Raw genomic sequence first — 25,561 nt, 5'->3', positions numbered from 1 at the left:
TCTAAAATGAACTTCCATTCGTGGGGGCTCATTTTTTGTCGAATTTGTGAAATTAGCGCTTTACTGTGTTAAACCGATTCTGCAAGTTTGTTCCTACACCCTTCTTTATACAGACCTTTCTTTAAGCTCGACTCTTTCCTCACTCTCATCAGAGGATTCATTATTATTGGTCCGCAAAGGAATCTCTTTTAAAAAGAAGGTCAAGATGGCAGCTGATGCGATCACGATACAACCAGTAAAGAAGACAAGACTTAATGAGTGACTCAATGCTGTTCTTAAAATTCCAAGGATTTGGTCGAAAATACCTAAGAAATTATCTGGTAAAGTGGACCGTACTTGTTCTAATGCCTCAGGGTCCATGAGAGCTTGGGGATCTTGAAGCATTTCAAATTTTGCTGCAGCTTCTGGATTCTGAGCAAACGCTTGACTAGTATTGCCGTCTGCAGCTTTCTCCATTTCATTTTTCATGGAAATCGACATGACCGTTCCCATGATCGAAACACCAATCGTTCCTCCGATTTGTCTGAATAACTGGGCAGAGGAGGTAGCAACTCCAAGGAATTTATGGCTGACAGCATTCTGGATCGTCAATGTAAACACTGGGAAACTCAATCCCAGACCTAGACCGACGATAATCATGTTGGTTACAGCGATCCAGTTAGAAGTACTTTCATCCATCTGAGCTAATGAAAACATACCAGCACTCATGATGAGCAGTCCGCTAATCGCGAGCTTTTTATATTTCCCTGTCTTGGTTATGATTTGTCCGCCAATGGCAGATGCCGTTACCATCGATAATGTCATCGGCATCATGATGAATCCCGATTTCGTAGCTGAGGTCCCCATAACACCTTGAATAAAGAAAGGGGTATACATGATGGCTCCGAACATGCCCATACCTAAAATGAATCCGATAATATTCGATAATGAAAAGATGCTATTTTTAAACAAACTCAACGGTAAAACAGGACTCTTGGCTTTTCGTTCGATTTGTATGAATAAAATCAACGAAACCACAGTGGCGATGAATAAACCGATGATTTGTGGTGAGCCCCACGCATACGTCTCTCCAGCCCATGAAAACGCCAAGAGCAACGGGAGGATGGTCAACGTAAGGAAAATGGACCCGAGATAATCTACTTTCTCAGATGGGTTTCTTTCAGTTGTAGGGAATAACTTCCATATAAGCACGAATGCGAGAATTCCAATCGGTAGAAAGACCCAAAAGATCCAGTGCCAATCGAAATTATCGACGATATAGCCGCCAAGTGTCGGTCCGAAAACACTTGCAAGTCCAAAAACACCACCCATGATCCCTTGCCAGCGACCACGTTCACGAGGGGAGAACAGATCTCCGACTGCTGTGAAAGAGGTAGACATGATCATCCCTGCACCTAATCCTTGAATACCCCGGTAAACAATAAGATGGATGATCGTATCTGATAGCCCGCATAAGAAAGTCCCAAGCATGAAGACACCGATACCAATCAAAATAAATGGTTTTCTGCCATAGATATCTGATAGTTTACCGACAAGAATAGCTGTGACGCTTGAAGCTAGCATGAAGACGGTGAATACCCAGCTGAAATATTGCATTCCTCCGAGGTCAGCGATGATTCTTGGCAGCGCCGTACCCACAATCGTCTGGTTTAATGCAGCAAATAACATTGCTGCCATGATGGCGATCATAATTGTAATTTTGGATTTCTGATCTAAATGTTCCATGTTTACACTCCTATTCTTTCGTTAGTAGAAATATTCATGAAGTTAATTAAAATGCAATAAAAAATCTTCAACGCAATTTTGTAAATAGGCACATCATTTTTTGGATCTCTTCATCTTTCAAATCTTCGAATCGTTGCTTGTAATAAGCACTGCGCTTTTTCCTGAATCTATCTAAAACCGCTGAACCTTCATATGTGATCTGCAGCTCGACAATCCTTCTGTCACTCCTGTTCCTACGCCTGGTAATGAATTTTTTCGAGGCGAGTTTATCTGTAACATTTGTCACATGGCTTAAATTCACTTTGAATTCTGCAGCTAGGTCTGACACTCTGGAAGGGCCAAATTCATTTAAAAATTGAAGGAACATGAACTCACTGGCAGTAACCTCTTTCCCTAGAATGCCAGCCATCTGTTTTCGGTGTGACCGAAACAATTTCCGAAAGGATTTTTCCATTGAGTCGATCAGCTCTTCTCTGCTTTGCATTTACTTCACCACACATATATTTAACTTCATTAACTATTAACCCAATTCATTATACGCCGATTTTCATAAAAGTCAATCCTTATTTATTTTGTTACAGCCATATGGATCTTTTAAAGTATCGGTAAAGTTTTTAAAGATAAGCGAAACAGTCTTCCGCTCGATCTACTGTTTGGATAGGCTGGTTACGACGAGCTCGTTCATTGCAATATAAAATAAGGAGGTAAGTTTATGCGTATAGTCGCCGTATCTATTACAGCAATAGTCTTATTCACGATGGTCTCAACTGTTTTGGCATCGCCGGACGAAAGCAAATTATCAGATGGATTATCTGAAGAAGTCAGTAATCTGACCAGAGATACTGAATGGAAGAAGGTTGAAGAACTTGATTTGAATTTTAACATCCATCATCCTCAGGGAATGACAAAAGTCGGTGACCTTTTTTACATTTCCTCCGTCGAAATCATTGAAAAACCCGAAAAGTACGAGGAATCGAAGGATGGATATGATCGTTCAGCAGGTAAAGGAATCGGGCATCTTTTTATTGTAGATGAAAAAGGCAACTTGATTGAAGATTTAGAGCTGGGAGAAGGCGATATGTATCATCCTGGCGGCATTGCTTTTGATGGAAAATCGATTTGGGTCCCTGTCGCAGAATATAGACCTGATAGCCGATCTCTTATTTATAAAATAAATCCTGAATCGAAAAAAATCGAGAAAGCCTTTGAAGTAGAAGATCATATTGGTGGAATTGTAAGTGACGGAAAGAAACAAAAACTATACGGCGTCAATTGGGGTTCAAGAGAATTTTATGAATGGAATGAAAAAGGTGAACAAAAAGCTACCAAAGAAAATGCCAGTCATTTCATAGATTATCAGGACTGTGAAGGTGTGGATGAGAATAATATGTTATGTAGCGGTATAGCTGAATTGCCAAGTGGTGATGATGTTTATGAACTAGGTGGGTTGGCACTGTTGGATCGAAAATCGAAGGAAATCAAACATGAGATACCGATTACAGAACGATCACCACAAAATCATACAATTACGCGAAATCCAGTATTTGTGGAAAAAACAAAAGACAGCTTGAAATTATCCGCAGTACCAGATGATGATCACACGTCATTATTGATATATGAAGCAAAGTTGAAATGAGTAAAAAAGGGCTGCCAGCAATGGCGCCCTGTTTTTACATATAAAGAAAGTATAAATACTTTCTACATTATAAGCGCAACTAAGGCTCAGCCTGCGCCAAAGGCTTGGCTTTGCCAGGTTTTCTTTAAGTGTTTTTTACAGCCGATTTAGCAGAAAGAAGGGGCAGGATGATCCGTATCGTCGTTCCTTGCTTGTACTCAGATTCGATGGATAGCCTTCCTCCGTGCTCACGTACAATCTTTCGGCTCATCATCAGGCCAAGCCCGATTCCTTTTTCTTTCGTTGAATAAAAAGGTTCCCCGATATATTTCAAACGTTCTTTTTCAATCCCTTTACCCGAATCGATGAAGAGGAGTTCTACATATGGATCCCGTGCGTGAATTTTGATATTCAATTCTCCGCCTTTTTCCATCGCTTCCATTGCATTTTTCATGATATTGATAAAGACTCGTTTAAGGGAATTCTTTTGACAGTTCAGGAGTATTTGCTGTTCATTTATGTATTCAACATCCATGTTGATTCCTTGTAAAAATGCAGTTCCTTCGAATAATCGTACACAGCTGTCCACGATCTCATGTAATTCAGTTTCTTCAAGGCTGATGACATGTGGCTTTGCAAGGTCCATGAATTCATCAGCGATCCGTTCGATACTATCAAGTTCACCACCAATGATATCGAGATAACTTGTCAGAAGGGAATCGTCTATTTCGTCCTTAATCATGCGGATGAACCCTTTCACACTTGTCAACGGATTCCGCAGCTCATGCGCAATACCGGCAGCAAGCTGACCGACAGTCGACATCTTCTCCAATTGCATTGAAATATGTTCATCTTCAAGTCGTTTCGTTATATCTCTGGCGATGAGCAGAATCATATCTTCGGAATACTTCGTGTACTCATTGGAAATCAACGGAGTAAGGACTGCGTCAAAGGTATATGTCGATCCATCTTTTTCAATTGTAAAAGCGATCTGGTCAGCTTCTTTTGTTTTGAATACATGATGGATAACGTCATACAATAAGCCGCGTTCATCTTTCAGAACATAATCGTCCATGAACCGATACATATTTGATAGGTCAGGATTTTTCAGCCAACTTTGCAAAGAAGGAGATACAAAATGGACTTCTCCAAACTGGTTGAAGGTGACCACAAAATCTGAGGTCTTTTCGAGAATCAAACGGTACTTCATTTCACTTTCACGTAAAGCTTCCTCTGAATGCTTCCGTTCGGTAATATCACGTCCGACGATTACAAATTTTTCATAGGGTGCTTGGTTTTCATACAAAGGAGAAGCAATCAATTCAATCCATATGTACCCTTTGCTGGCGTGCTTATATCGAATTTGAGCTTTTGCAGATCGACCTGCTTCAATCAATTGTTGGATCTGCTTAAAGACATGTCTTCTGTCATGAGGATGGATATATCTGAAAACATTCATGTTCAAATAAGATTCAGAAGATAAACCTGTGATATCGAGATGAGAAGGTGAAGTATAGACAAACTTCCCTGATAAATCGACGATAGCCACTAGATCCTTCATATTTTCAGTGATCAACTGATAAGAATTCCGTTGCTCAAGATATTTCTCATGAAAGAGGATCTGTTTAGAAATATCGATATATAACCGTGCAACCGCAATCCTTTCCCTACGGTGATTGTATATGTTCATATAACAGATCGACACATCTTTTATGGTCCCGTTTTTGTGTACACGCTTGGTATTTGGCACTAAGTAAGTATCGTTCTTCCGTAGCTGCCGGACGATTTCTTCATACTCATTTTCATATCCAGATGGAAATAGGGAAACCGAATTTCCAATCAACTCATAATCCTTCCATCCGAACATCTCCGTGAAAGCAGGGTTGATGTTGTATGTTTCACCATCTACATTCTGGATCAAGATCGCATTTGGCGTAGAGAGAAAAATAGATTGCAGCATGCGATCATCGGTCATCATTTTCGTGGCTTTATAGGGAGTATCCAATATCACACCACAGTAGTTTATACCGCTTTTGGGGCTTAATGGTACTATTTTCACCGCTTCGAACATCAGATCTTGGTGCGAAATCGAAAAGTGTTCGAGAATAACGAGATGCCGGTGTTCTATTGCTTCGTTGCATGCCTCCATTAATTTTTTTGAATTGAGGAACACATCTTCAAGAAAATGTCCGATACAGCTTTTATCCAGTTGTAGAGCTTCTCTTGCTGCCTCGTTGAGATAATTGATGTGCCCAGGCTGGTCATCAGGAAACACTAAAAGTATATAGGGCTCCGGATAACTATCCAATATCGAATGTTCAAATGGTTTCAAGTAATTACACCCCCTGACCGGACCCTCGACAAAAGTCATCATAATATAGCATTCTTCTAATGTAAGACATTTCCTTCCTCAATCTTACATTTAATACTTTCTTTAAACTTAAAGGCTCTTTACTAAAAGATTGTTGCTTTTGAGTCATTTAAAAAAATCACCTTATGCAAGTTGATTGGAGGGCATGGTGCGAGATTCCTCGAAAATGAAAATCGCATTTTCTTCGGGCGATGTAACGCTCCCGATGCTTTCCTTGTCCTGCGGGATCAGCGTGCCTACTACCTGAATAATCTCCTCGCAAGGCATGCGACGAGGAAGCTCGCTTCGACAGGACTTTCTTGTAGACGCAGGAGCACAAATGCTTCCTTGAAAAGGGTCGCAAGGCGACGAGTGGGCTCACCGCACGCCCCGTGGAAAGCGAGCATCCTGTAGCGGAAATCAACGACTTTTAAAGAAAACTTGGCGAGACCAAGCCTTTTGTAGGTCAAGCCTTAGTTGCCCTTATACTTTCTTTAAGTGCAAGGACAACAACGTTTGCTAAAACAGCTATTATAAAAAAGAGATCGACCAAAACTACGGTCAACCTCTTAAAAATCAATTTTCACGTTCAGGAATCCAGCCTTGACAAGGGATTTAATGATAATGACCAGTGCTGGTCCGATGATCAAACCGACAATGCCAAGCAAGGCGAATCCAATGTAAAGACTGGCCAACGCTGATAATGCACTGATTCCGAGACTCGATCCAAGAATCTTCGGTTCGATGATCCTTCTGAAGATCGTAATCAACAAGAAAAGGACGAGCAATCCAATAGCTAATCGTTGTTCACCGACATATAGATTGTACAAAGCCCATGGTACGAGAAACGAACCTGTCCCTAATATCGGGAGGATATCTACAAGCACAATCAACAGTGAAAGGAGCAAGGCGTATTTTACATCGAGGATCAGAAGCCCGACCCACGCGATGATGAAAGTTAGAAAACTCAGGATTACCTGGGCTCTGAGAAAACCGACAAACGCGAATGAAAGCTGTTTAAGTACAAGCTGCACCTTTTCTTTCGCCTCATCTGAAAACATATTGAGAAACCCTGCGTGAAGTTTTGGGAGATCCAGGCTGATTAAGAACAAACTTACCAAATAGATAAGAAGCTTGATGAGCAGAACTGGAACAGCTGTTAGAAAACCAACTAACCCATTTGCAATATTGGATAGGAAATCGACTGAAAATTGACGAAGGTCATTCAATGCATCCTGGATTGTCGAAACATATTCAGGTGGAATCTCCTGATAATATTGTTGCAATTGGAAAATAAGCGCTTCAACATTTTCAAAGATATATTGCGCATATTCTGGTAGCTGTTCAGTAAAATCGATAATTTGGACAACCAGGGTCGTAACAGCCCAATAACAACCAAGTGCCATCAATGCAAGGAAGAGGGTGAATGTGATCGCCACACTCCACACACGCTTGAGGGAAAACGAACGTATCAACAGCTTCACAAAAGGTTCTAACAATACAGCAGTCAAAAGAGCCAATACAAGCGGGATACTATAAGGAATAAGGAAAATAATGAGTCCGATAAGTAATAGGAACGGGATGTATTTCTTCAATTCCAACTTCGTGTCTCCTTAAAGACAAAAACCAGCGAGGTTTCTGTCGAATATAAATTATTATCATTATACCGTGTATAAGCGAAAAGAACATCTATTCTGAAAAAATAATAATACAAAAAACGTTTTAATTTTATATGGGTATTTTATAGTAATATAGTTATGTAATAGGGCTGGAATCCATTTTCTAATGGATAGAAAGGTCTGTTTCTATAACACTATTTCTTTAGTTTGATGGGATTTTTGTCAATTTATACAATAATTTCGCCTCGATTTCTGTTATTCTAAAAGTATAGCAAGAAGGGGGGAGAATGTTGAACATTGGTTTAGAACGTTTTGCTCAAAGGAACAAAACATTGTTGGAAAGCGAAAGCAAAACCTATATTCAATCATTCGAAGATTTATGTTCACAAGTAAGTGAAGGAAGAACTGTATATTTTACGACAGACAAGATGTACGGGACGATTGAAAGCAATGGAGACGCAAGGGTTACGATCACGGTCGCAACAGAAAAAGAACTCGATCGGATCGAAGGAACAACCTTGAAACTCCAGAATGTGTACTTTTATTTGAAAAGGGCCTTGTTTTTATTATCTGAACAACCAAATAGAACTTGCTAAAGAAAACTTGGCAAAGCCAAGCCTTAGGCGTAGGCTGAGCCATCAGTTCCACTTATACTTTTTTAAGTGTAAAAGATAAACCTCTTTGAAAGCTTTCAAAGAGGCTTTTTTAATAGATGGCTTTGTTCGTTATTATTGATGTATTCCCCGAAATTCACTTCCTTTCCGCGGGCTCCCGCATAATTAGATGTCAAACAATGTGTCGACCACTGGATGAAAGCTCCATACGGCCACTCAAGGAGAAAAATCGTGTATGTTTGTCCGTATGAAGGCTCCATACGGCCATTCAAGGGGCAAAAACGTGTATGTTTGTCCGTATGAAAGCTCCATACGACCATTCAAGGAGTAAAATCGTGTATGTTTGTCTGTATGAAGTTTGATCCAAGAGACTGGTCGCTGAGCTAGACATCCCTTCCATGCATAAGCCGTAAATCCGTAGGCCTCGTCACTTGCGAAGGATCTCCACACAAAAATGCAATCATTTTCGTGGCTCCATGAAAATTCTTAGAAGCTTTACTTATGCTTGCTTCTTCGACGACCATCAAACAACCATCAAACGTCCATCAAACACCTACCAATCATAATTCTTTTCATAGCCTAATCGAATCAGCAGATCGCCTGCTACTGCTTTGAATTGTGCTTTCATTTCCTCATCAAACACTTGCTGCCAATTCCCTGCTTGTCCTTTTCGGAAAGTAGGTGATTTTGCTGGATCGACATTCGCTTGCATCTTTCTTGCAATTTCATCGAGTTTCATCGGTCTTTTTTCAATATCCAAGAATCGAAGCACTTTTTTCAGTTCATTTCGTTGGGATTCTGCTGAATGGACAAGACTTTCATAAGAGACGAGATGGATATTTTCCTCAGACATCCAGCCCAGAAACCGCTCATAGAACTGCTTGATGTTCGACCGATGTGCATAAGAGTTGTTGAATCCATTGATCAGTAACAGACATCTACTCCTGACACTCATCTTATTCTCTCTGAAAAACCGCTCGTACGGATGCCCACTGAATTTCATGAAAAAATAAGCATAGGAAACCACGATGTCTCTTGGGTCACGGTATAAGAAAATCTGTTTCATATCCAGCTGTTTGAACATTTGGGCATATTGAGGAGAGTAATGGAGGTGGCCATTCGCAAAATGATTGGCAGGCATTGAAGATAGGATATTCCTGTGCTCGTCAAGTTGTTGTATGAGACCAGGATAAATGAAAGCCTGATGCTTTATGGATGGGATACCTTCTAATAATGGTCTTAATAAATGTGTGCCACTTTTTGCGATGGAATTCGCAAAGAAAGGTTGGATTGGAGAATCAGGTTGGTGGGTCATTTCATCATTCCCTTCTTCCGAAGAATTATCATATATATCTTATGTAGTAGTTTGTGAACGGTTTGGACAACCATCTATGAGATAAGGCCTAACTTTACAAAAACTTCATGGAATCCGGTTGTACCCTTTATTGTTTTTGTATTTAATAGAATCGTAATCTTTTAATACAAAAATTATTGAAATGGGGCAACGAGCGATGAAAAGATGGCTACAACTAGTTTTAATGACAGCGCTTACGGCTAGTTTCCTGAATCCGATTTCGGAAGGGCAAAAAGCATCGGCTGCATCTGCAGGTGATGTCGTGATCAGTGAAATCGCCTGGATGGGGACAACGGGAAGTTACAATGATGAGTGGATTGAACTGTACAACCCTACTACGAATGCTATCTCACTGGAAGGATGGACGCTTGATGCTGCTGACGGTACGCCTTCCATTTCTTTATCCGGCACGATTCCTGCGAATGGGTACTATCTCTTGGAAAGGACAGATGACAGTACTGTCTCAGATGTTGAAGCGGACTTGATTTACAGTGGTGCCCTCGGCAACAGCAATGAGATACTGTCTTTAAAGGATGATACCGGCACATCAGTAGATTCTGTAGATGATTGGTATGCAGGGAATAATGATACGAAAGCGACGATGGAACGGGTTGACGAATCCGTAAGCGGGACAACAGCTTCCAACTGGACTACTGCAACTTCTACATACAGTGGAGGATATGGCACACCAGCTTCTGGAGTTGAAAATGGCTCTTCGACTTGTGACTCGACCACCGAGCAACTGAATAATGTTTCGGAAACAATTGGCTCGATCAATGTTTATTTCAACAAGTGCGCGTTATCAGGGTATGCAAGCTCAGGAAATGAAGCTAATTATAACGTAAATCTGGAGGACCGGTTGATCAACCGGATAAACCAGGCTACAACCAGTATTGACTTTGCTACATATGAAATCAATCTACCGAATGTAGTGGACGCTCTGACCAACAAGGCAGCTGAAGGAGTTGATGTACGGGTCGTGGCAGACGCGAAGGATGCAACAGATCCGCATTATGCTGAACGCTTTGAAACAATGCGTCTTTACTTGGAAAAAATGGCTCGCGGTAATGATATGCAAATAGGTACGGCGGATGATATCACGATTTTCGCAGACTCGCCTATGTTTGCCGTTGAGGATCAAGCGAGGCGAAGTGAGTACGGATTACCTGCCTCACCAGAAGATTATCCTTTTGTCACGACGACAGTAGGATCAACTGAAACATCTGGCCATTTATTTGTCGATGCTGAACAGAAGACAGACGGAACATACTATTCTCCTGGAAATCAAATGCATAATAAATTCGCGGTCATCGATGACAGTTGGGTTTTCACAGGCAGTTGGAACTTTACCGTGACTGGGCTTTATGGTTCTGAAGAAAACATGGCTAACGATGTTCTTGACGGAAATCAGCAACATGTCGTCGAAACCCATTCACCGGAATTGGCTTCTATCTATGAAATTGAATTCAATGAGATGTGGGGAAGTACAACAATGATCCCTTCTCCTCAAGAATCTAATCTTGGTCCTCGTAAAACGGATAATACACCACATGCAGTCACGATAGGCGGAAAAACGGTGGAAGTTTATTTTTCTTCAGGAGATGATGCGATCGGCAATATGAGTGATATTGTGAAAAATGAAGCGGATGACAGTGCATATTTCACGATTTTCGCCTGGTCGGACCAAACGTTGGTCGATGAACTGAAGTACAAGTGGGAAGGTTCTTACAACGATCTTGACGGAACTTTGACAGGCTTTGCTGTCAAAGGTGTCTTTGACAGCAGCTTCTGGAACCAGTGGTGGTCTGCAAGCGTTGAGATGACCGGACGGACAGCTTCGCAAACAAGTGAGAACAATCCGAATATCCGGTGGGCGAATCCAGCTCCGGTCTATGTAGACGCTGAAACCCGCAAGCTTCATAGTAAAACGATGTTGATCGATGCAAATTCTTCAAGTGATCCGACTGTCGTTGTGGGTTCGACAAACTGGAGCACGAACGGCAATGACATCAATGACGAAAATATGCTTATCATACATGATGCCTTGATTGCGAATCAGTTCCTGCAAGAATTCTACGCACGCTATTCACAAGCTGGCGGAACAATTCCGTTACAATGAAAATAAAGTTGTATTCGGAGGATAGTACATTTTCTGGAAAACCTTTCATTTCTAATATACCTTAAAAAAATTAGAGGACACCTGTTCCGCTATTTGGGTAAAAGCAGCCATTTTCCCCAGGTTTTTAGTAAATAAGGTTCCTGGTGTCCTCTAATTTTCAAAAAATAAGGGAATTGGGGCGAATAAGGTCTCTCGTGTCCTCTAAAATTGCTGGAATTAGATTTAGAGAGTCTCAGACCGTTTTCATGCTCGTAACAATCCCTTCAAGCGCAGCAACCAATGCTTCCACATCTTGTTCCGTTGTCTCTTTTCCAAACGATACCCGCACGAGTTCACGTGCCTCATCTGGATTCCGCCCTATAGCAAGCATCGTTTTCGAAGGTGATTGTTTCCCGACAGAACATGCTGAACCCGTCGAGACGGCAAATCCCTTCCGGTTAAGTTCAAGCATGAGATATTGTCCTTCAATTCCTTTTATCCGAAAGCCGATGATTGAAGGAAGATGCGTATTTGGATGGCCCTCAATCGTGATCCGATCATCAGATTTTGCGAAGTCCACGAATTTTTCCCGTAACATACGGTAGTGTCCTTCATATCCAGACATTTCCGATATTATTTCTTCAAGGGCGGCAACGAACGCAGCATTCCCAGGAACATTCACTGTTCCAGCACGGAACCCTTTTTCATGCGTAGAGCCTGGAATGGAGGGCCGCCATAATACTCCAGGAGCAATATAACATGCACCGACTCCTTTTGGACCGTACACTTTATGACTGGATACAGACAAGCTGTCCAATCCAATTGTTTTTATATCAAACGGAACTTTTCCGAAGGTTTGTACACAATCACTATGAAACAAGACCCCGTTCGATTTTAAAAGTTGCCCGATTTCCTTCAGCGGTTGGATTGTTCCGATTTCACTGTTTGCGTGACCTATGCTCGCCAGGATTGTATTTTCCGTCAATGCTTCGCGAATTTCAGCAACATCGACAAGTCCAGTAGGATCGACAGGTATTTTCGTTATCCGGAACCCCTCGTTCTCTAGAAGTGCAAAGGTATTAGCGACTGAGGCATGTTCCGTTTCAGTCGTAATCAGATGGTTCCCTTTTGTGGCATTCGCTCTCGCCATGGAAACGATCGCAAGGTGATTGCTTTCGGATCCGCCACTTGTAAAATAAATCCCTTCTGGACTTCCGTTGAAGTAGTTTGCAAGTTGATTACGGCATTCCTCTAACAGAAATTGAGCATCACTACCTACGTCATGCAAGCTCGATGAATTTCCGTAAAATCGTGTTGAAACGTCACAATAAACACGTAATGCTGCTTCAGACATAGGTGTCGTTGCGGCATGGTCCATATAAATCATAATCACCCTCCTAAGAAAACCTCTTGCTATAAGTTTAATTTTATGTAAATATAGGTGTCAAGACACATGTAAACTTTTACGATGTCCAAAATCAGGAGGTCCTTTTATGAAAATGCGTCAGACGGATGTCCTTATCATCGGAAGCGGACTCTCTGGATTAATGATTGCAGAGCTCCTTTCTTTACACAAGAATGTGATAGTTTTCACAAAGGATAGATTAGAAGATAGCAATTCTTATTTAGCACAGGGCGGGATAGCCGCTGCCGTACAAGAGAAGGATGATTGGTATGATCATTTTCTTGATACCTTGCAGGCGGGGTGCTTCCATAACAAGATGATTGCGACGAAACACCTTGTTACTGAAGGCCCTGAAATGATCCGAAAACTGGTGGAACTGGGTGTCGAATTCGATCGGAAATCAGATGGGACATATGAATTTGGAAAAGAAGGTGCACACAATTGTGCTCGAATTCTTCATATTGGCGGTGATGCAACAGGTCGTCATCTCATCGACACGGTGAAAAAGAGAATCATAGAAAAGAATCTCGTAGTCGAAGGGGAAACGGCTATTAGATTGATCGTGGAAAACAACAGGTGTTGTGGAGTATGGAGCATGGATGTGAATGGTGAAATCGCAGCCACTTATGCCAATGCTGTCATTCTCGCCACAGGGGGCTTATCTGGACTGTATCCTGTTAATTCGAATGCTTCGACGATAACTGGAGATGGTATTGCGCTCGCTTATGATGCTGGTGCGGAATTGTCTGATTTGGAATTCATCCAGTTCCATCCGACATTGTTGGTGAATGAAGGAAAGAGTGTTGGACTTGTAACAGAAGCTGTCCGCGGTGCAGGAGGTTTTTTAGTGGATGAGAAAGGAAACAGGTTGATGGAAAACGAGCATCCTTCAAAAGATTTAGCACCACGTGATGTCGTCTCCCGAGTCTTATTTCGGGCACAAAGGAATGGAAAGAAGACTTTTCTTGATATCCGAGGCATCACAAATTTTCAGAAAAAGTTCCCGACAGTCACCGGATTATGTAGGAAAAATGGGTATTCAATCGGAGAAGGCTTGATCCCGGTCGCACCTGGTGCTCATTTCACAATGGGCGGTGTCGAAACAGATACATCTGGACGTACCTCAGTTGATGGTCTATTTGCAGTCGGTGAGGTAGCGAACACAGGGGTGCATGGGGCAAATCGTCTTGCGAGCAATTCGCTGCTCGAAGGGGTCGTATTCGCAAACAGGTTGGCCGATACGATTCGTTCCGAACGATCGTCTCCTTCAAATGGAAGAGTCAAATGGCAAGGGGTAGAGGTATTAACTGACGCAACATCGTATGAACATATACGTGAAATAATGAACAAGTATATCAGCATTGAACGGAATGAAGATGGATTGAAGACAGCGATCCAACATTTTAAACGATATCTAGGAACCACACGAATTTGCGAGTTTCCAAGTTTAGAAGAAATTCAGAAATATAATCAAGTACTAGTCGGGCAGTTAGTGGCGGAATCAGCCTTACAACGGACAGAAAGCCGCGGGGGCCATTATCGGACTGATTATCCTGATCAGCATGAAAAATGGAAGCAACGCAGAGTGAAGAGGAGGAAGGAATGTTATGAACCGGTTGAAACTACGGCAGGAACTTGAACGGTTTTTCATTGAAGATATTGCTACAGACGATCTTACAAGCCAGCTCTTGTTCAAACCTGATCAAATGGGTACAGGGCGGTTATTGATGAAAGAAGATGGTATTTTCGCAGGGGAGCAGATCATCCGTGAAGGCTTCAATATGATCTCTGAAGAAATAAAGGTAGAATTTCATGCGCGTGATGGTGCGGCATTGGTAAAAGGGGAAACGATCGCCACTTTGGACGGTCCTGTTGTTTCAATTTTAGAAGGGGAACGTGTCATTCTTAATTTGATTCAGCGCATGTCGGGAATCGCGACAATGGCTCATCACGCAACCGAACGCGTAAAGGGGTCGGAGATCAAAATTTGTGATACCCGTAAGACCACACCAGGTTTACGGATGTTTGAAAAGTATGCCGTACGATGCGGTGGCGGAGTGAATCACAGGATGACCCTTGATGGCGGTGTCATGATCAAAGATAACCATATTGCCATGTTCGGCAGTATACAGAATGCCGTACAGCATGTTCGACAGGCGCTGGGTCCGATGACAAAAATCGAAATCGAAACGGAATCTGCTGAACAAGTGAAGGCTGCTGTGGAAGCGAAAGCGGACATCATCATGTTCGATAACCGCTCACCAGCTGAGGTCAAAGAAATGGTGGAGCTTGTTCCGGATCATATCTTAACGGAAGCATCAGGTGGTATTACTCTTGATACATTAGCGGATTATAAAGATTGCGGAGTTCAGTTCATTTCATTAGGGGCGTTGACGCATTCGGCAAAAGGCTTGGACATCAGTCTCGAATTGGAGGTCGATTAAAAGATGGGCGTATTGGATATTTTGAAGACGAAGACAACTGGATTACCAGAACGTTATCAGCAAATGAACGAGTCAGAAATGGAATCGCGGATTGAGGCTATCAAGCGGCAAATGGGAGGGCGATTGTACCTTCCAGGGCATCATTATCAAAAGGATGAAGTGATCCAGTTTGCGGATGATACGGGTGATTCTTTGAAGCTTGCGCAACTTTCAGCTGAAAATGAACAGGCGAAATACATCGTCTTTTGCGGCGTCCATTTCATGGCTGAAACAGCAGATATTTTATCGAGTGACGAACAGATAGTAGTGCTTCCAGACATGAGAGCCGGCTGTTCCATGGCAGACATGGCGGACATCCACCAGACTGAAAAGGCATGGGAAATGCTTCAGGACACGTTCGGGGACACGATCATCCCGCTCACTTATGTCAATTCAACCGCAAGCATCAAAAGCTTTGTAGGGAAAAATAGCGGTGCAACTGTGACGTCTTCCAATGCAAAAGCGATGGTCGAATGGGCGTTGACCCAAAAGGAACGCATCCTGTTTTTACCGGACCAGCATCTTGGACGGAATACCGCATATGATCTGGGTGTTCCTCTTGATCAGATGGCAGTCTGGGACCCGATTTCGAATGTTCTGGAACACGAAGGGGCGGACAAGGACGTTCGTGTCATTCTCTGGAAGGGACATTGCTCCGTCCATGAAAAATTCACAATGGAAAATATCCGACAAGTACGTGAGGAAATGCCAGGGGTCACAGTGCTCGTTCATCCGGAATGTACTTTTGATGTCGTGCAAGCGTCGGATATCAACGGCTCTACGAAGAAAATCATCGATACGATCGAAAATGCGCCACCTGGTTCATCTTGGGCAATCGGCACCGAAATGAACCTCGTCAACCGTTTGATCCAGACATATCCGGATAAAAACATCGTGTCGCTGAATCCGAATATGTGCCCATGTCTGACGATGAACCGGATCGATCTCCCACATTTATTATGGGCATTGGAATCAATTGCGGATGGAGAAGTGATCAATCAAATCAGCGTTGACAACGAAACGGCGAAATTTGCCAAAATTGCCCTCGAACGAATGCTGGAAAGATCCATATAATGTAATAAGGCTGATCCTTTTATGAAATGCTGTTACGTGGCCACTACAACATAAGCTCATTAATCATTCAGTTTATACTCATGTTGTGTGACCCGGCAGCATTTCGGATCAGCTTTTTTCATTTTATATCAGGTTATATCAATGCAAATACAGACTTTAACGGAGCAAACTTGATTTTTATCGGTGCAAATCCAAAATATATCGATGCAAACTCAAATTAATTAGGTGATTTCTATTTTTACTCCCCATCCATTTCCTCAATCGGCACAAAATAGTGGTTTTTACGATAGGCCAGTGCTTCCATTGTCGCGATCAATTCCCCATCACTTTCTACCCGGATGTTGTACCAGGACGTGCGGTGGTTCCGTTTTTCCTCCGTTGCTGTTGCTCTTAGTTTAGAGCCCGGTTGACCAGCAGCCATGAAATTGACGGTCGTCGACAGTCCAACAGATGTTTTCCCATATGAATTGCATGCCGCAGCGAATACATAGTCGGCAAGTGCGAATGTGATCGCGCCATGAACTGTATTGTGGGTATTCAACATATGCTCCTTTACGTCGACCTCAGCTGTTGCCGTACCTTCCCCAAGCTCCACAAGTTGAATGCCGAGGAATCTGGCGTAAGGTTCTGCTTTCATCGTTTCGAAAATTTCGTTGTAAAACTGCTTATGTACCTCACGATCATCGATATGCTTTTTCATATACAGCCCCCTTTTATATTTGTTATTACTAATCATATAGAAAGAAAGAGTGTATTGAAAAGAATAATAGCTTGGAAAACCAATCACAAAGCTTGTCTGTATTCATTTTCCTCTAGTAAAATATAAAAATAGGACATCATGGAAAAGGAGGGGAGATCTGTGAAAGAAACCCTTGAGAACATAAGCTTTTTTATCATCGGTCTTTTCATCATGACACTTGGGATCAGTGCAACCATCGTTTCGGGATTGGGAGCTTCTCCATTAGATGCATTGAACGTAGGATTGACTCATCATTTCGGTTTGACGGTTGGAAGCTGGGAAGTTATCGGAGGAATCATCCTCGTATTCCTCAATGCTATGATCCAAAAAACAAAACCATCTTACTTTGCGATTGTCACAGCCATGATAACAGGAATCTTCATCGATTTTTGGCTATTTACCCTTTGGAGTGTTTGGGAGCCAGGCGGATTTATGCTAAAAGCTATCGTTCTTGGTTCAGGTCTCTTGCTGCTTGGATTAGGAATTTCGATCTATCTGCATTCGAAACTGGCACTTATTCCCGTTGATGGAACGATGATTGCCCTTCACAAGCGTTTCGGTTTCAGGCTTTCTGTCGCCAAAACGATTGCCGGTATATTCATACTGATGCTTGCCTTGATCGCAGGCGGGCCGGTAGGGATAGGGACGTTGATCGTCGTATTATGTGTAGGACCAGTCATCGGCTTTTTCCATAAACATATAGACTCTCTAAAAAGGAAAATCGACTGTCGGCTGTATAAGTCACGATTGACGTAAAGGAAGCTGGGAAAATATAGATATGAATTAATGTTGATTGTTTTGGAGCAAGGGTTGCAGCTGGGGATTTTTGGTATTAACGGACAGGAGAGCCGTTATCTATGACGAAAACGCTAATTTCAGAATGCTAAAGGACATCAGAGACGCTATTCGTTAAAAAGTAGATTGTTTTTGATGATCTAGGAGCAAATAAGCTCTCCTGTGTCCGTTACATTTTATGAATGAGTCATTGTTCGCTCTTTTTCATTTCTTCCTTTATGAAACTGTCTGTGAAAATTATGTGATTCGCCTTACGATTTAAACTGCGAATTCCAATTTTGAACCTCAGAACGGAACCCATTAAACAATTTCAGTCCCTTTCATATATGTAATCCATTACCATTATTCAGAACTCCCACCTGATTTGTTGGTTAATATATTAATATTCCTGTTCAATTCCTCCAACTCCATTTTAATTTCCCATAGTGCGCTATCATCTGAACTGTCATCCGGTACATAACTCGTATTATTCGAGTTTGAGCTTGCAATTGTGCAAGAGCAAAGTAATACACAAAATCTAAGAAAAATGATAGCGCTCCTCAATCTTTCTATTTCAAACATCATTTCATACTTCTCCTTAAGAGTTCTGAACGGCCATATTTTTACCACTCTGTTTTGTTTAGCGATAGATGAATCCGGCTAATTGAAAGAAGGAGAACTTTCATTCATAACGAAACCTTAACACAGAACATATTTTCGTTTGGAGGAGGATTCGATGAAACGTTTAGATGAACAAGCGTTTAACCGTGCAAAAGAATTTCTATTGAATAACGGCAGGGAACTCGAAAAAGCTCTGTTCCGATATCACTTCGAGGATGGTTCGGAAGGCGATGTATTGCGGGCGTTAAAAAACTATCAAAATATGGACGGCGGATTTGGAAGGCGATTGGAGCCAGACTTCCAATTGGATAAGTCATCACCGATGTCTACATCAATTGCATTTCAAATTTTCAAAGAGCTGGAGGTACCAGCAGACCATGCTTTAGTTCGGGACGCAATGAATTATCTGGTGGAGAATTATGATCATAATACAGGTCGATGGCATGCTGTCCCTCCTGAAGTCAATGATGTGCCTCACGCACCGTGGTGGCATTATGACCATGAAAATGAGCGAGTGATGGTGGAAGAGGCATGGGGAAATCCGAATGCAGAGCTTGCTGGCTATTTTTTACGCTATAAGGAATGCTCACCGGAAGAAGTACGTGAAAATCTAAAATCACGCTCCATCACATATTTTATGGAGCTCGATACACTTGGAAGTATGCACGAAACCTTTTGTTACCTAAGATTTGCTGAGGAATTAAGTACATCCGACCGAGAAAGGATCGTTGAAAAAGTTAGAGAACATATTCCTGAATTAGTCGATCTGAGACGTGAACAGTGGTCGAATTACGGAATGCAGCCGGTCCAGTTAGCCGTAAGCCCAGATGCACCTTTTTATATGGATATGAAGGAAGAGGTCGAGGATAATCTTGACTACATCATCGAGCAACAACAATCTGACGGTTCATGGCATCCGAATTGGGAATGGGGACAGTACGAACAGGATTGGCCAAAAGCAAAGGATGAATGGAAAGGCATCCTGACCTATCAGAATTTAAAACTCCTAAGAAACTACGGTCGGGTTGAAAAACAAGCAGTCCAATCATGACGTTTTCCAGATGGTCCAAAACATCGGACCATCTTATACATATGTATTTTATATACACCTTAGATTTTAAAAAATCAAATGGAGGTGTAAGGAATGAATATCTTGGTGATTGGCGGGACGAAGTTTGTTGGAAGACATATCGTTGAAGCAGCCATGAATAAGGGCCACAATGTAACACTTTTCAATCGGGGTACGAATCGGGAGGTTTTTCCTGAGCTTGAATGGATCCAGGGGGACAGATTGAATGATAGTCACTTGATCAGTGGCAGGAAATGGGATGCACTCATCGATACTTGCGGCTATCATCCAGAAACAGTACGTAAATCGGTACAAACAGTTGTAGATAATACGGAAATCTATACATTCATCTCGACCGCTTCCGTCTATAAGAATTTCATTAATGAAGATCATGTTGACGAAGAAGGAGCGGTTTTGACATTATCATCCGAGAAAGTAAAAACCATCAGCGAGACGGATGAGGTAACCAGTGAAAAATATGGCCCCTTGAAGTACCACTGTGAACAGGTCGTTCATGAAGAAATGGAAAGGCGCGGTCTCGTCATACGGCCAGGACTGATCGTAGGTCCGTATGATCCTACTGACCGTTTCACTTACTGGGCGAAAAGATTGGCCGAAAATCGTGAAATTCTCGCACCTGGGCGACCTGACAGGAAGATTCAATTCATTGATGTCCGGGATCTTGCGGAATGGACGATCCACATGGTTGAACAGCAGATCGTCGGAACTTATAACGCCGTCGGACCGGAAGTGAAATTGATGATGGAAACCTTTCTTGAAAAAGGCAAAATCCTGTTCAATAATAAAGCAGACATCACATGGGTATCTGAATCCTTTTTGAAACGCTGTAATGTAGCTCCATGGGTGGAACTGCCTTTATGGATTCCTGAAACATATCCGATATCCGAAGACCTTCCAGCTCCAAATGGGGATATCGGACTCAACAATTTTAAAGCGATAAAAGAGGGATTGACCTTCAGACCATTTGAGCAAACGATCAAGGACACACACGATTGGTACATGAAAGAAAACAGAACACTTTCAGATGCATGTCTCGCTGATTCGAAAGAAAAGACGATCTTAAAAAAATGGATGCAAGCTGCAAGCGTGTAAGAATGGTATTCATATAAGGCTTTCTTAATATTCGTAAAAAGAAAGAGGACAACTTAAGCATAAGTTGTCCTTTTTGATTTCCTATTCAATTTCTCCATCAAGAAATAATTCATAAGGATGATCAGATAGAATATAAAGTATTTTATATAAGAAAGGTGCAAGCCCCAGTTATCATGATGGACAAGACCAATCTGCAAAGCGATCCATTCGCAAAAAACGATCAAAAGTGACCAACAAAACAGGTATCCTATTTGCATCCAAAGTTTTTTATCCATTGGGAAGAACGCGAGGAAAAGCAGAGCTGAAATTGGATAAAAGCTGATCCGGATAAGAAAATCAGACCAGTGCACCTCTGGTTTGATGTAATGGTAAAATTTATATTTCCCTTTTAAAATCGCATCTATGACAAGTGACCAATATAACGTGAAAAACACAGTTCCATATACGTCTATTTTTAACATACGACTGTTAAGGACCATTACTGGACTTTCAATAAAATGTCTAATAAAAAAGAAATTCATAAGTAGTATACCGTATAGGATAGGGTATATTGGAACGGAATAAATCGTTTCCCAGCCGGTATAATTGAACATCTGGCTATGGTATGATGCAAACCATTCATAAGCGATTGCAAAAATTGACCAGCCGACTATGTAAATCACTTTTTTTGAAAGTGGTTTTTTAAATGGAAAAAGATTAAGAAATATAATATAGATCGCTGGATAGGTAACGAAAGCAACGAGAAAATCGATGTAATGGACCCCTGGCTTGAAATAGGCATATAATTCATATCTGCCACCAAGTACAGAATCTGCCAATAAAGCAAAATATAGAGCGAACCAGGATCCTACATACATTTCAATACTCAACATCTTCTTCGGGATCAGGAATGCTGCTGCAGTAAAAATCAAAAATGTCAAAAGTAATAAGATCATAATGACTCCAATTTAAAGGATTTTACCATTAGTATTATCCAAAAGAATCAAAGAATTAACAATAAAATTGAAATAGTAATCAAGCCCCTATTTAATAAGGTGAATTTGAATTTGTGTATATTATATTGAAATATGTTAATAAATGGTAATGTTTGTTAGGAAAAGAGTGTTGTATATGCTGATATTTATAATGTATTTTATCATCTATATCGTTGCGGCATGGAAATGGGGGGATTGGAAGAATTGGAGAGTCTATTATCCCACTATACTTTTCTTTATTGTTGGCGATTTGTTGTATCAGTTTCTATTCCATGACTATTCAATGTGGGAATATGAATCATTCCATATGGAAAACGGGATGAATTTTACACACACCCACATCTCTTTATTCGTTATGGCAATTAAATATCCAGCAACGATCTTGATTTATCTGGGGAATTTCCCTGAAAAGAAAATTTATAAATTTCTCAACATATTGTTGTGGGTAATGATTTATTGCATCAATGAAATGATCACTTTATGGGTAGATGGAATTTCGTTTCATAATAGCTGGCATTATGGATGGTCGATCCTCTTCAACTTCATCATGTTCATCATCCTCTACATTCATCATAGGAGACCTCTTACTGCATGGGGAATATCAATTCTGTTCATCATTATTCTATGGAATCTTCACGAGGTACCGACGGACATATTGAAATGAGAATGGAAGTAAAGTCCTCTAAGTATTTTCTTGGGATTTCCACCTTGATTTTGGTAGAAATGTTCAGTACCAGACTTCGAGGTGAAAGCTATGAACAATGTCTTTAATTACATACAATCACGATTTTCCTTTATGTTTAAATACATGTAAAAAGAGGATGCTCCATATAGAAGTCATCCCCTTTTTGCATTTAAAGAAAGTATAAAACACTTTCTTCAATATAAGTGCAGCTAAGGTTCAGCCTGAGTTTTGTGTATCAGGATCGTCTTTCTGCCATCAATATGCTTTTATTCTCTTGCTCCCACATCTTTGTGTATGGGCTGAACAGGTTTTCAAGTTTATCGACGAGACCGAGTGTCAGTAAGCCATTTCCGACAGCTTTTTTTGAATAATCAAGTGGGGTTGTCCGTTTCACAAGCTGTGCGTACAGCTCAGGTTCAGTCAACTCACGACCGAATTCTTTCGTTGTCAGATTGCTCAATAAGGCTAACGCCCCAGAGACATGCGGTGTGGACATCGATGTTCCTGATAACCTCGCATATCGATTATCTGGAAAAGTCGATAAAATATTGATGCCTGGAGCGACCAGGTCAATTTCATCATTCGTGTTCGTAAATCGTGCAAGATTACGTTGGAAATCTACCGCTCCTACCTGAATGACTTCATTATAAGCACCCGGATAAGAATATTCGTCAGTATCCTCCTGGTTGTCGCCTTCATTACCAGCAGCGCAAACGACGCATATCTGGTTGTCGACAGCATCTTTGATTGACTGGTGTAATTCATCTGTACCTTGTGGACCGCCAAGTGACATGGAGATGGCTTTCACTTTTTCCCCATCCGGTCCTGTCCAATCAGTTGCGTAACGGATGGCATCCACAATCCACTCCATTCTGCCGCTGCCTTGTTTCGTCAACACTTTTAATATGAGCAGGCTGCATTCAGGAGCGACACCTGCGATACTATTATCTTTCCCGATAGCAGCAATGGTGCCGGCAACATGAGTGCCGTGTCCATTGTTGTCTAGGTAATTGTCTGGATCACTATTGTAATCAGTCGTGAAGTTACGCCCGTCAATCACCCGTCCTTCCAAGTCAGGATGGTTGGTCTGACAACCTGTATCAATAATCGCGACGACATTCCCTTTCCCTTTATCAGCCCTCTCCCATAATTCTGGTGCTTCAATCATTTCTACACCTTGAGGAACATTCGTCAAATCTTCGATGATTTCTTCTACTTGATAAGGAATCAATCGGACATCAGTCATTTTTCATCCTCCTTTTTAAATAATCATCGAACGCGGGAATAGTATTCTGAATAATCAAAATATAAAGGAAAACCTTATAAAATTCAATAGTGTGAAATACCTGATTATCTGTAAAAAATAGTTGCCGAACTACAAAATACAAGCAAATCCGATGTCTAAGTCAAATTCAAATAGTTTCATTGCTATGAATAATCTATCAATCATACAAATATGGTAAAATGTGTAGATGTTTGGTCTTTTAGGGGGGTATCAATATGAGGGAAAGTCACTTCTGGATTGCAATCATGCTTGTAGTCATTCTCTGGACAGGTAATTATACATATCTGCTATCAAAGCAACTGGATGAACCTATTTTTCTAAAACATTATTATGAAGTTTGGTTGGAAGATAGAATGCCTTTGGAATTCTATTATCTTACGAATAAGAGTGACCATGGTACGGTGAATAGCATCAGTATCAATGGAATCCACCTTTATACAACACAAGATGGATTCATGTTCTATTCAGAAGGTCCACAGTTTAAAGAAGAATACATACATCAACATTTAAAATCATTTAAGGTGGATTTCCCGGAGGAACAGATTCCGGTGAAGAAGCGCAGCGAAGATGAGTGGATTTTCACTGAATTCATTCCATCCTTTAACAACGGTGGTGCTTTCAATCATCCAGTAGAGATCGGTTATGTAAATTTCCGTGGAGATGGGCAACAAGAATCACCATTCAAATTTCAGATGAGCGGAAGCAGCAGCTACCACCGTTCCCAGTATAATATGTCAGCGGAAGAAACACTGCTCATCGAGGAAATCAAAGTTCCTCTGCTTGATCGATTTCCAGGAGTGGTAGAAGTGAAGATTCAAGATTCGAAAGTAAAACTGCCTGAAAAAGAGGAACAAGAAATCTCGGATACCATAAATGTAAGCTGGGATAAGGTACCTGGTACAACACTACAGGAGCTTGAACTTCCGCTAGAATTAAAGAGTGGTGACTGGATCAGCATTCATACGATGGTAGATGAAAGGAATACCATGTTTTTAAGGTTCAATATCTGGCTTAAAGGAAAGTCTTCAGGTGGAAAAACATTTGAAATTCCGATTCAAATACAGGATGAGCCTAATCTCGATCAGTACGACATAAATGATATCATTAGCAGACAGGAAGGAGGGGGTACCCGTTGAGGGAGGCATTTACAAAACTGTTTTGGGGTTTTCTACTTGTATTCATTGAGATACATATCGTAGCTTTCGACATTCTTCCAGACCCATTAGGGTACTTTCTCATTTACCTGGGACTCGAGAAGATAGGGTCGGCGTATAAGATAAAGAACGAATCACGACTTTTTGCAACGGTAATGTGCGCTTTTTCGCTGCCAACCGTTTTCATCCAACAGACGAATAACGAAATCACCGGATTGACTGTCAATTACGGGTGGCCGATCTACATGAGTGCACTTGGAATAGGGAAATTAATCCTTGTCTTCTATGTTTTCAAGGTCATGATCCATCTAGCGCGACACTATGGTGATGAGGCAATTCTTAAGAGGACAGAGATGACTTTCAAAATCTATATCATTGCTATATTGATCGTGACAGGTATAGAGCCTTTCCTTATGAATTCAGGCAGGGATATCGGAACAGGGATGGGCATTCTTCTGATCGTGGTCAGTTTGATAATGGAAATCGTTTTTCTGGTCTTACTTCACAAATTCCGTAACATAGAGCCTGAACGTCTGGAGGGACAACAAATCGATTTACAGACTTGAACTTCCAAGTCAGCATTAGGAAGATTTAAATGAAATGATTTCATTTTTGTGTTGAGATCCTGTGCAGATGAGTAAATTCGAAGAAATCAGCAATAAATACTTACTGAGTCATTTAATCTATATAAAAACTGCCTTTAGAATTTTTATACTTATAAGCTAAAAAAGTGCCGATCCTTAAATGGGGGCACTTTTCTCACTTCATCACTATTTGTCTACTTCACATACTTTACGTCTTTTTCGTGAA

21 protein-coding genes are annotated in these 25,561 nt (G+C 41.3%); 12 read left to right on the top strand and 9 right to left on the bottom strand.

Annotated features, from left to right (window positions below; genetic code table 11):
- Positions 1–105: 105 nt before the first annotated feature.
- Together N8M93_RS04315 and N8M93_RS04310 are read right to left on the bottom strand one after the other, a co-directional pair.
- Complete coding sequence (locus N8M93_RS04315; protein ID WP_261129936.1) at positions 106–1,725, bottom strand: MDR family MFS transporter; 1,620 nt, start codon at positions 1,723–1,725, stop codon at positions 106–108.
- 67 nt (positions 1,726–1,792) lie between these two features.
- Complete coding sequence (locus tag N8M93_RS04310; protein ID WP_261129935.1) at positions 1,793–2,209, bottom strand: MarR family winged helix-turn-helix transcriptional regulator; 417 nt, start codon at positions 2,207–2,209, stop codon at positions 1,793–1,795.
- A 228-nt stretch (positions 2,210–2,437) separates the two neighbouring features.
- Here N8M93_RS04310 and N8M93_RS04305 point away from each other — a divergent pair, with 228 nt between their 5' ends.
- A complete protein-coding gene (locus N8M93_RS04305) occupies positions 2,438–3,361 on the top strand; it encodes a DUF6454 family protein (RefSeq protein ID WP_261129934.1) in 924 nt (307 codons plus the stop codon).
- A 124-nt stretch (positions 3,362–3,485) separates the two neighbouring features.
- On the opposite strand, the gene N8M93_RS04300 is transcribed toward N8M93_RS04305, so the two are convergent.
- Both N8M93_RS04300 and ytvI read right to left on the bottom strand, forming a co-directional pair.
- On the bottom strand, positions 3,486–5,672 hold the full coding sequence (locus N8M93_RS04300; protein WP_261129933.1) for a PAS domain-containing sensor histidine kinase: 2,187 nt from the start codon (positions 5,670–5,672) through the stop codon (positions 3,486–3,488).
- A 587-nt stretch (positions 5,673–6,259) separates the two neighbouring features.
- The gene (ytvI, locus tag N8M93_RS04295; RefSeq protein WP_261129932.1) at positions 6,260–7,291 is read right to left on the bottom strand and encodes a sporulation integral membrane protein YtvI; all 1,032 of its coding nucleotides are present in this window, start codon (positions 7,289–7,291) and stop codon (positions 6,260–6,262) included.
- 308 nt (positions 7,292–7,599) lie between these two features.
- Between ytvI and N8M93_RS04290 the strand changes: the two genes are divergently transcribed.
- The gene (locus tag N8M93_RS04290) at positions 7,600–7,905 is read left to right on the top strand and encodes a hypothetical protein (RefSeq protein ID WP_261129930.1); all 306 of its coding nucleotides are present in this window, start codon (positions 7,600–7,602) and stop codon (positions 7,903–7,905) included.
- Positions 7,906–8,476: 571 nt separating this feature from the next.
- Here the strand turns inward: N8M93_RS04290 and N8M93_RS04285 are convergent.
- Positions 8,477–9,238 (bottom strand): sulfotransferase domain-containing protein, encoded by a 762-nt coding sequence (locus N8M93_RS04285; RefSeq protein WP_261129928.1) that lies wholly within the window; start codon positions 9,236–9,238, stop codon positions 8,477–8,479.
- 196 nt (positions 9,239–9,434) lie between these two features.
- On the opposite strand from N8M93_RS04285, the gene N8M93_RS04280 reads away from it, so the two are divergent.
- On the top strand, positions 9,435–11,396 hold the full coding sequence (locus N8M93_RS04280; protein ID WP_261129926.1) for a phospholipase D-like domain-containing protein: 1,962 nt from the start codon (positions 9,435–9,437) through the stop codon (positions 11,394–11,396).
- Positions 11,397–11,628: 232 nt separating this feature from the next.
- Here the strand turns inward: N8M93_RS04280 and N8M93_RS04275 are convergent, their stop codons facing one another.
- Positions 11,629–12,762 carry an IscS subfamily cysteine desulfurase gene (locus tag N8M93_RS04275; protein WP_261129925.1) on the bottom strand — a complete coding sequence of 378 codons (1,134 nt, stop codon included), beginning with the start codon at positions 12,760–12,762 and terminating at the stop codon, positions 11,629–11,631.
- A gap of 106 nt (positions 12,763–12,868) precedes the next feature.
- On the opposite strand from N8M93_RS04275, the gene nadB reads away from it, so the two are divergent.
- From nadB to nadA, 3 genes are read left to right on the top strand one after another with little or no spacing between them, the layout of a single operon-like run.
- Entirely contained in the window at positions 12,869–14,419 is a 1,551-nt protein-coding gene (nadB, locus tag N8M93_RS04270) for an L-aspartate oxidase (RefSeq protein WP_261129924.1), read from the top strand.
- Complete coding sequence (gene nadC / locus N8M93_RS04265; protein WP_261129923.1) at positions 14,388–15,224, top strand: carboxylating nicotinate-nucleotide diphosphorylase; 837 nt, start codon at positions 14,388–14,390, stop codon at positions 15,222–15,224. Before nadB ends, nadC begins: the two co-directional genes overlap by 32 nt.
- 3 nt (positions 15,225–15,227) lie before the next feature.
- On the top strand, positions 15,228–16,337 hold the full coding sequence (gene nadA / locus N8M93_RS04260; protein ID WP_261129919.1) for a quinolinate synthase NadA: 1,110 nt from the start codon (positions 15,228–15,230) through the stop codon (positions 16,335–16,337).
- 238 nt (positions 16,338–16,575) lie between these two features.
- Here nadA and N8M93_RS04255 read toward each other — a convergent pair whose 3' ends face one another.
- Positions 16,576–17,037 carry a PaaI family thioesterase gene (locus N8M93_RS04255; RefSeq protein ID WP_261129917.1) on the bottom strand — a complete coding sequence of 154 codons (462 nt, stop codon included), beginning with the start codon at positions 17,035–17,037 and terminating at the stop codon, positions 16,576–16,578.
- A 159-nt stretch (positions 17,038–17,196) separates the two neighbouring features.
- Here N8M93_RS04255 and N8M93_RS04250 point away from each other — a divergent pair, with 159 nt between their 5' ends.
- From N8M93_RS04250 to N8M93_RS04240, 3 genes are all read left to right on the top strand, one after another.
- Positions 17,197–17,832 carry a YitT family protein gene (locus N8M93_RS04250; RefSeq protein WP_261129915.1) on the top strand — a complete coding sequence of 212 codons (636 nt, stop codon included), beginning with the start codon at positions 17,197–17,199 and terminating at the stop codon, positions 17,830–17,832.
- 754 nt (positions 17,833–18,586) lie between these two features.
- Positions 18,587–19,522: a hypothetical protein gene (locus tag N8M93_RS04245; RefSeq protein ID WP_261129913.1), complete on the top strand. Its 936-nt coding sequence runs from the start codon at positions 18,587–18,589 to the stop codon at positions 19,520–19,522.
- Positions 19,523–19,615: 93 nt separating this feature from the next.
- Positions 19,616–20,653 carry an NAD-dependent epimerase/dehydratase family protein gene (locus N8M93_RS04240; protein ID WP_261129912.1) on the top strand — a complete coding sequence of 346 codons (1,038 nt, stop codon included), beginning with the start codon at positions 19,616–19,618 and terminating at the stop codon, positions 20,651–20,653.
- 53 nt (positions 20,654–20,706) lie between these two features.
- Here the strand turns inward: N8M93_RS04240 and N8M93_RS04235 are convergent, their stop codons facing one another.
- Positions 20,707–21,588, bottom strand: a complete 882-nt coding sequence (locus N8M93_RS04235) for a CBO0543 family protein (protein WP_261129910.1) — start codon at positions 21,586–21,588, stop codon at positions 20,707–20,709.
- A gap of 175 nt (positions 21,589–21,763) precedes the next feature.
- On the opposite strand from N8M93_RS04235, the gene N8M93_RS04230 reads away from it, so the two are divergent.
- The gene (locus N8M93_RS04230) at positions 21,764–22,291 is read left to right on the top strand and encodes a CBO0543 family protein (RefSeq protein ID WP_261129909.1); all 528 of its coding nucleotides are present in this window, start codon (positions 21,764–21,766) and stop codon (positions 22,289–22,291) included.
- 256 nt (positions 22,292–22,547) lie between these two features.
- On the opposite strand, the gene N8M93_RS04225 is transcribed toward N8M93_RS04230, so the two are convergent.
- Positions 22,548–23,558 carry a S8 family peptidase gene (locus N8M93_RS04225; RefSeq protein WP_261129907.1) on the bottom strand — a complete coding sequence of 337 codons (1,011 nt, stop codon included), beginning with the start codon at positions 23,556–23,558 and terminating at the stop codon, positions 22,548–22,550.
- A 254-nt stretch (positions 23,559–23,812) separates the two neighbouring features.
- Here N8M93_RS04225 and N8M93_RS04220 point away from each other — a divergent pair, with 254 nt between their 5' ends.
- Positions 23,813–24,733 carry a hypothetical protein gene (locus N8M93_RS04220; protein WP_261129906.1) on the top strand — a complete coding sequence of 307 codons (921 nt, stop codon included), beginning with the start codon at positions 23,813–23,815 and terminating at the stop codon, positions 24,731–24,733.
- A complete protein-coding gene (locus N8M93_RS04215) occupies positions 24,730–25,317 on the top strand; it encodes a hypothetical protein (RefSeq protein ID WP_261129905.1) in 588 nt (195 codons plus the stop codon). The genes N8M93_RS04220 and N8M93_RS04215 overlap by 4 nt, the downstream gene beginning before the upstream one ends.
- Positions 25,318–25,561: the final 244 nt, after the last annotated feature.

The organism is Bacillus sp. Marseille-Q3570, from assembly GCF_946151055.1.
GTDB lineage: Bacteria > Bacillota > Bacilli > Bacillales > Fictibacillaceae > Pseudalkalibacillus.
The sequence above is the reverse complement of the archived record's forward strand: the minus strand, read 5'-3'. Positions and strand labels throughout refer to the sequence as shown.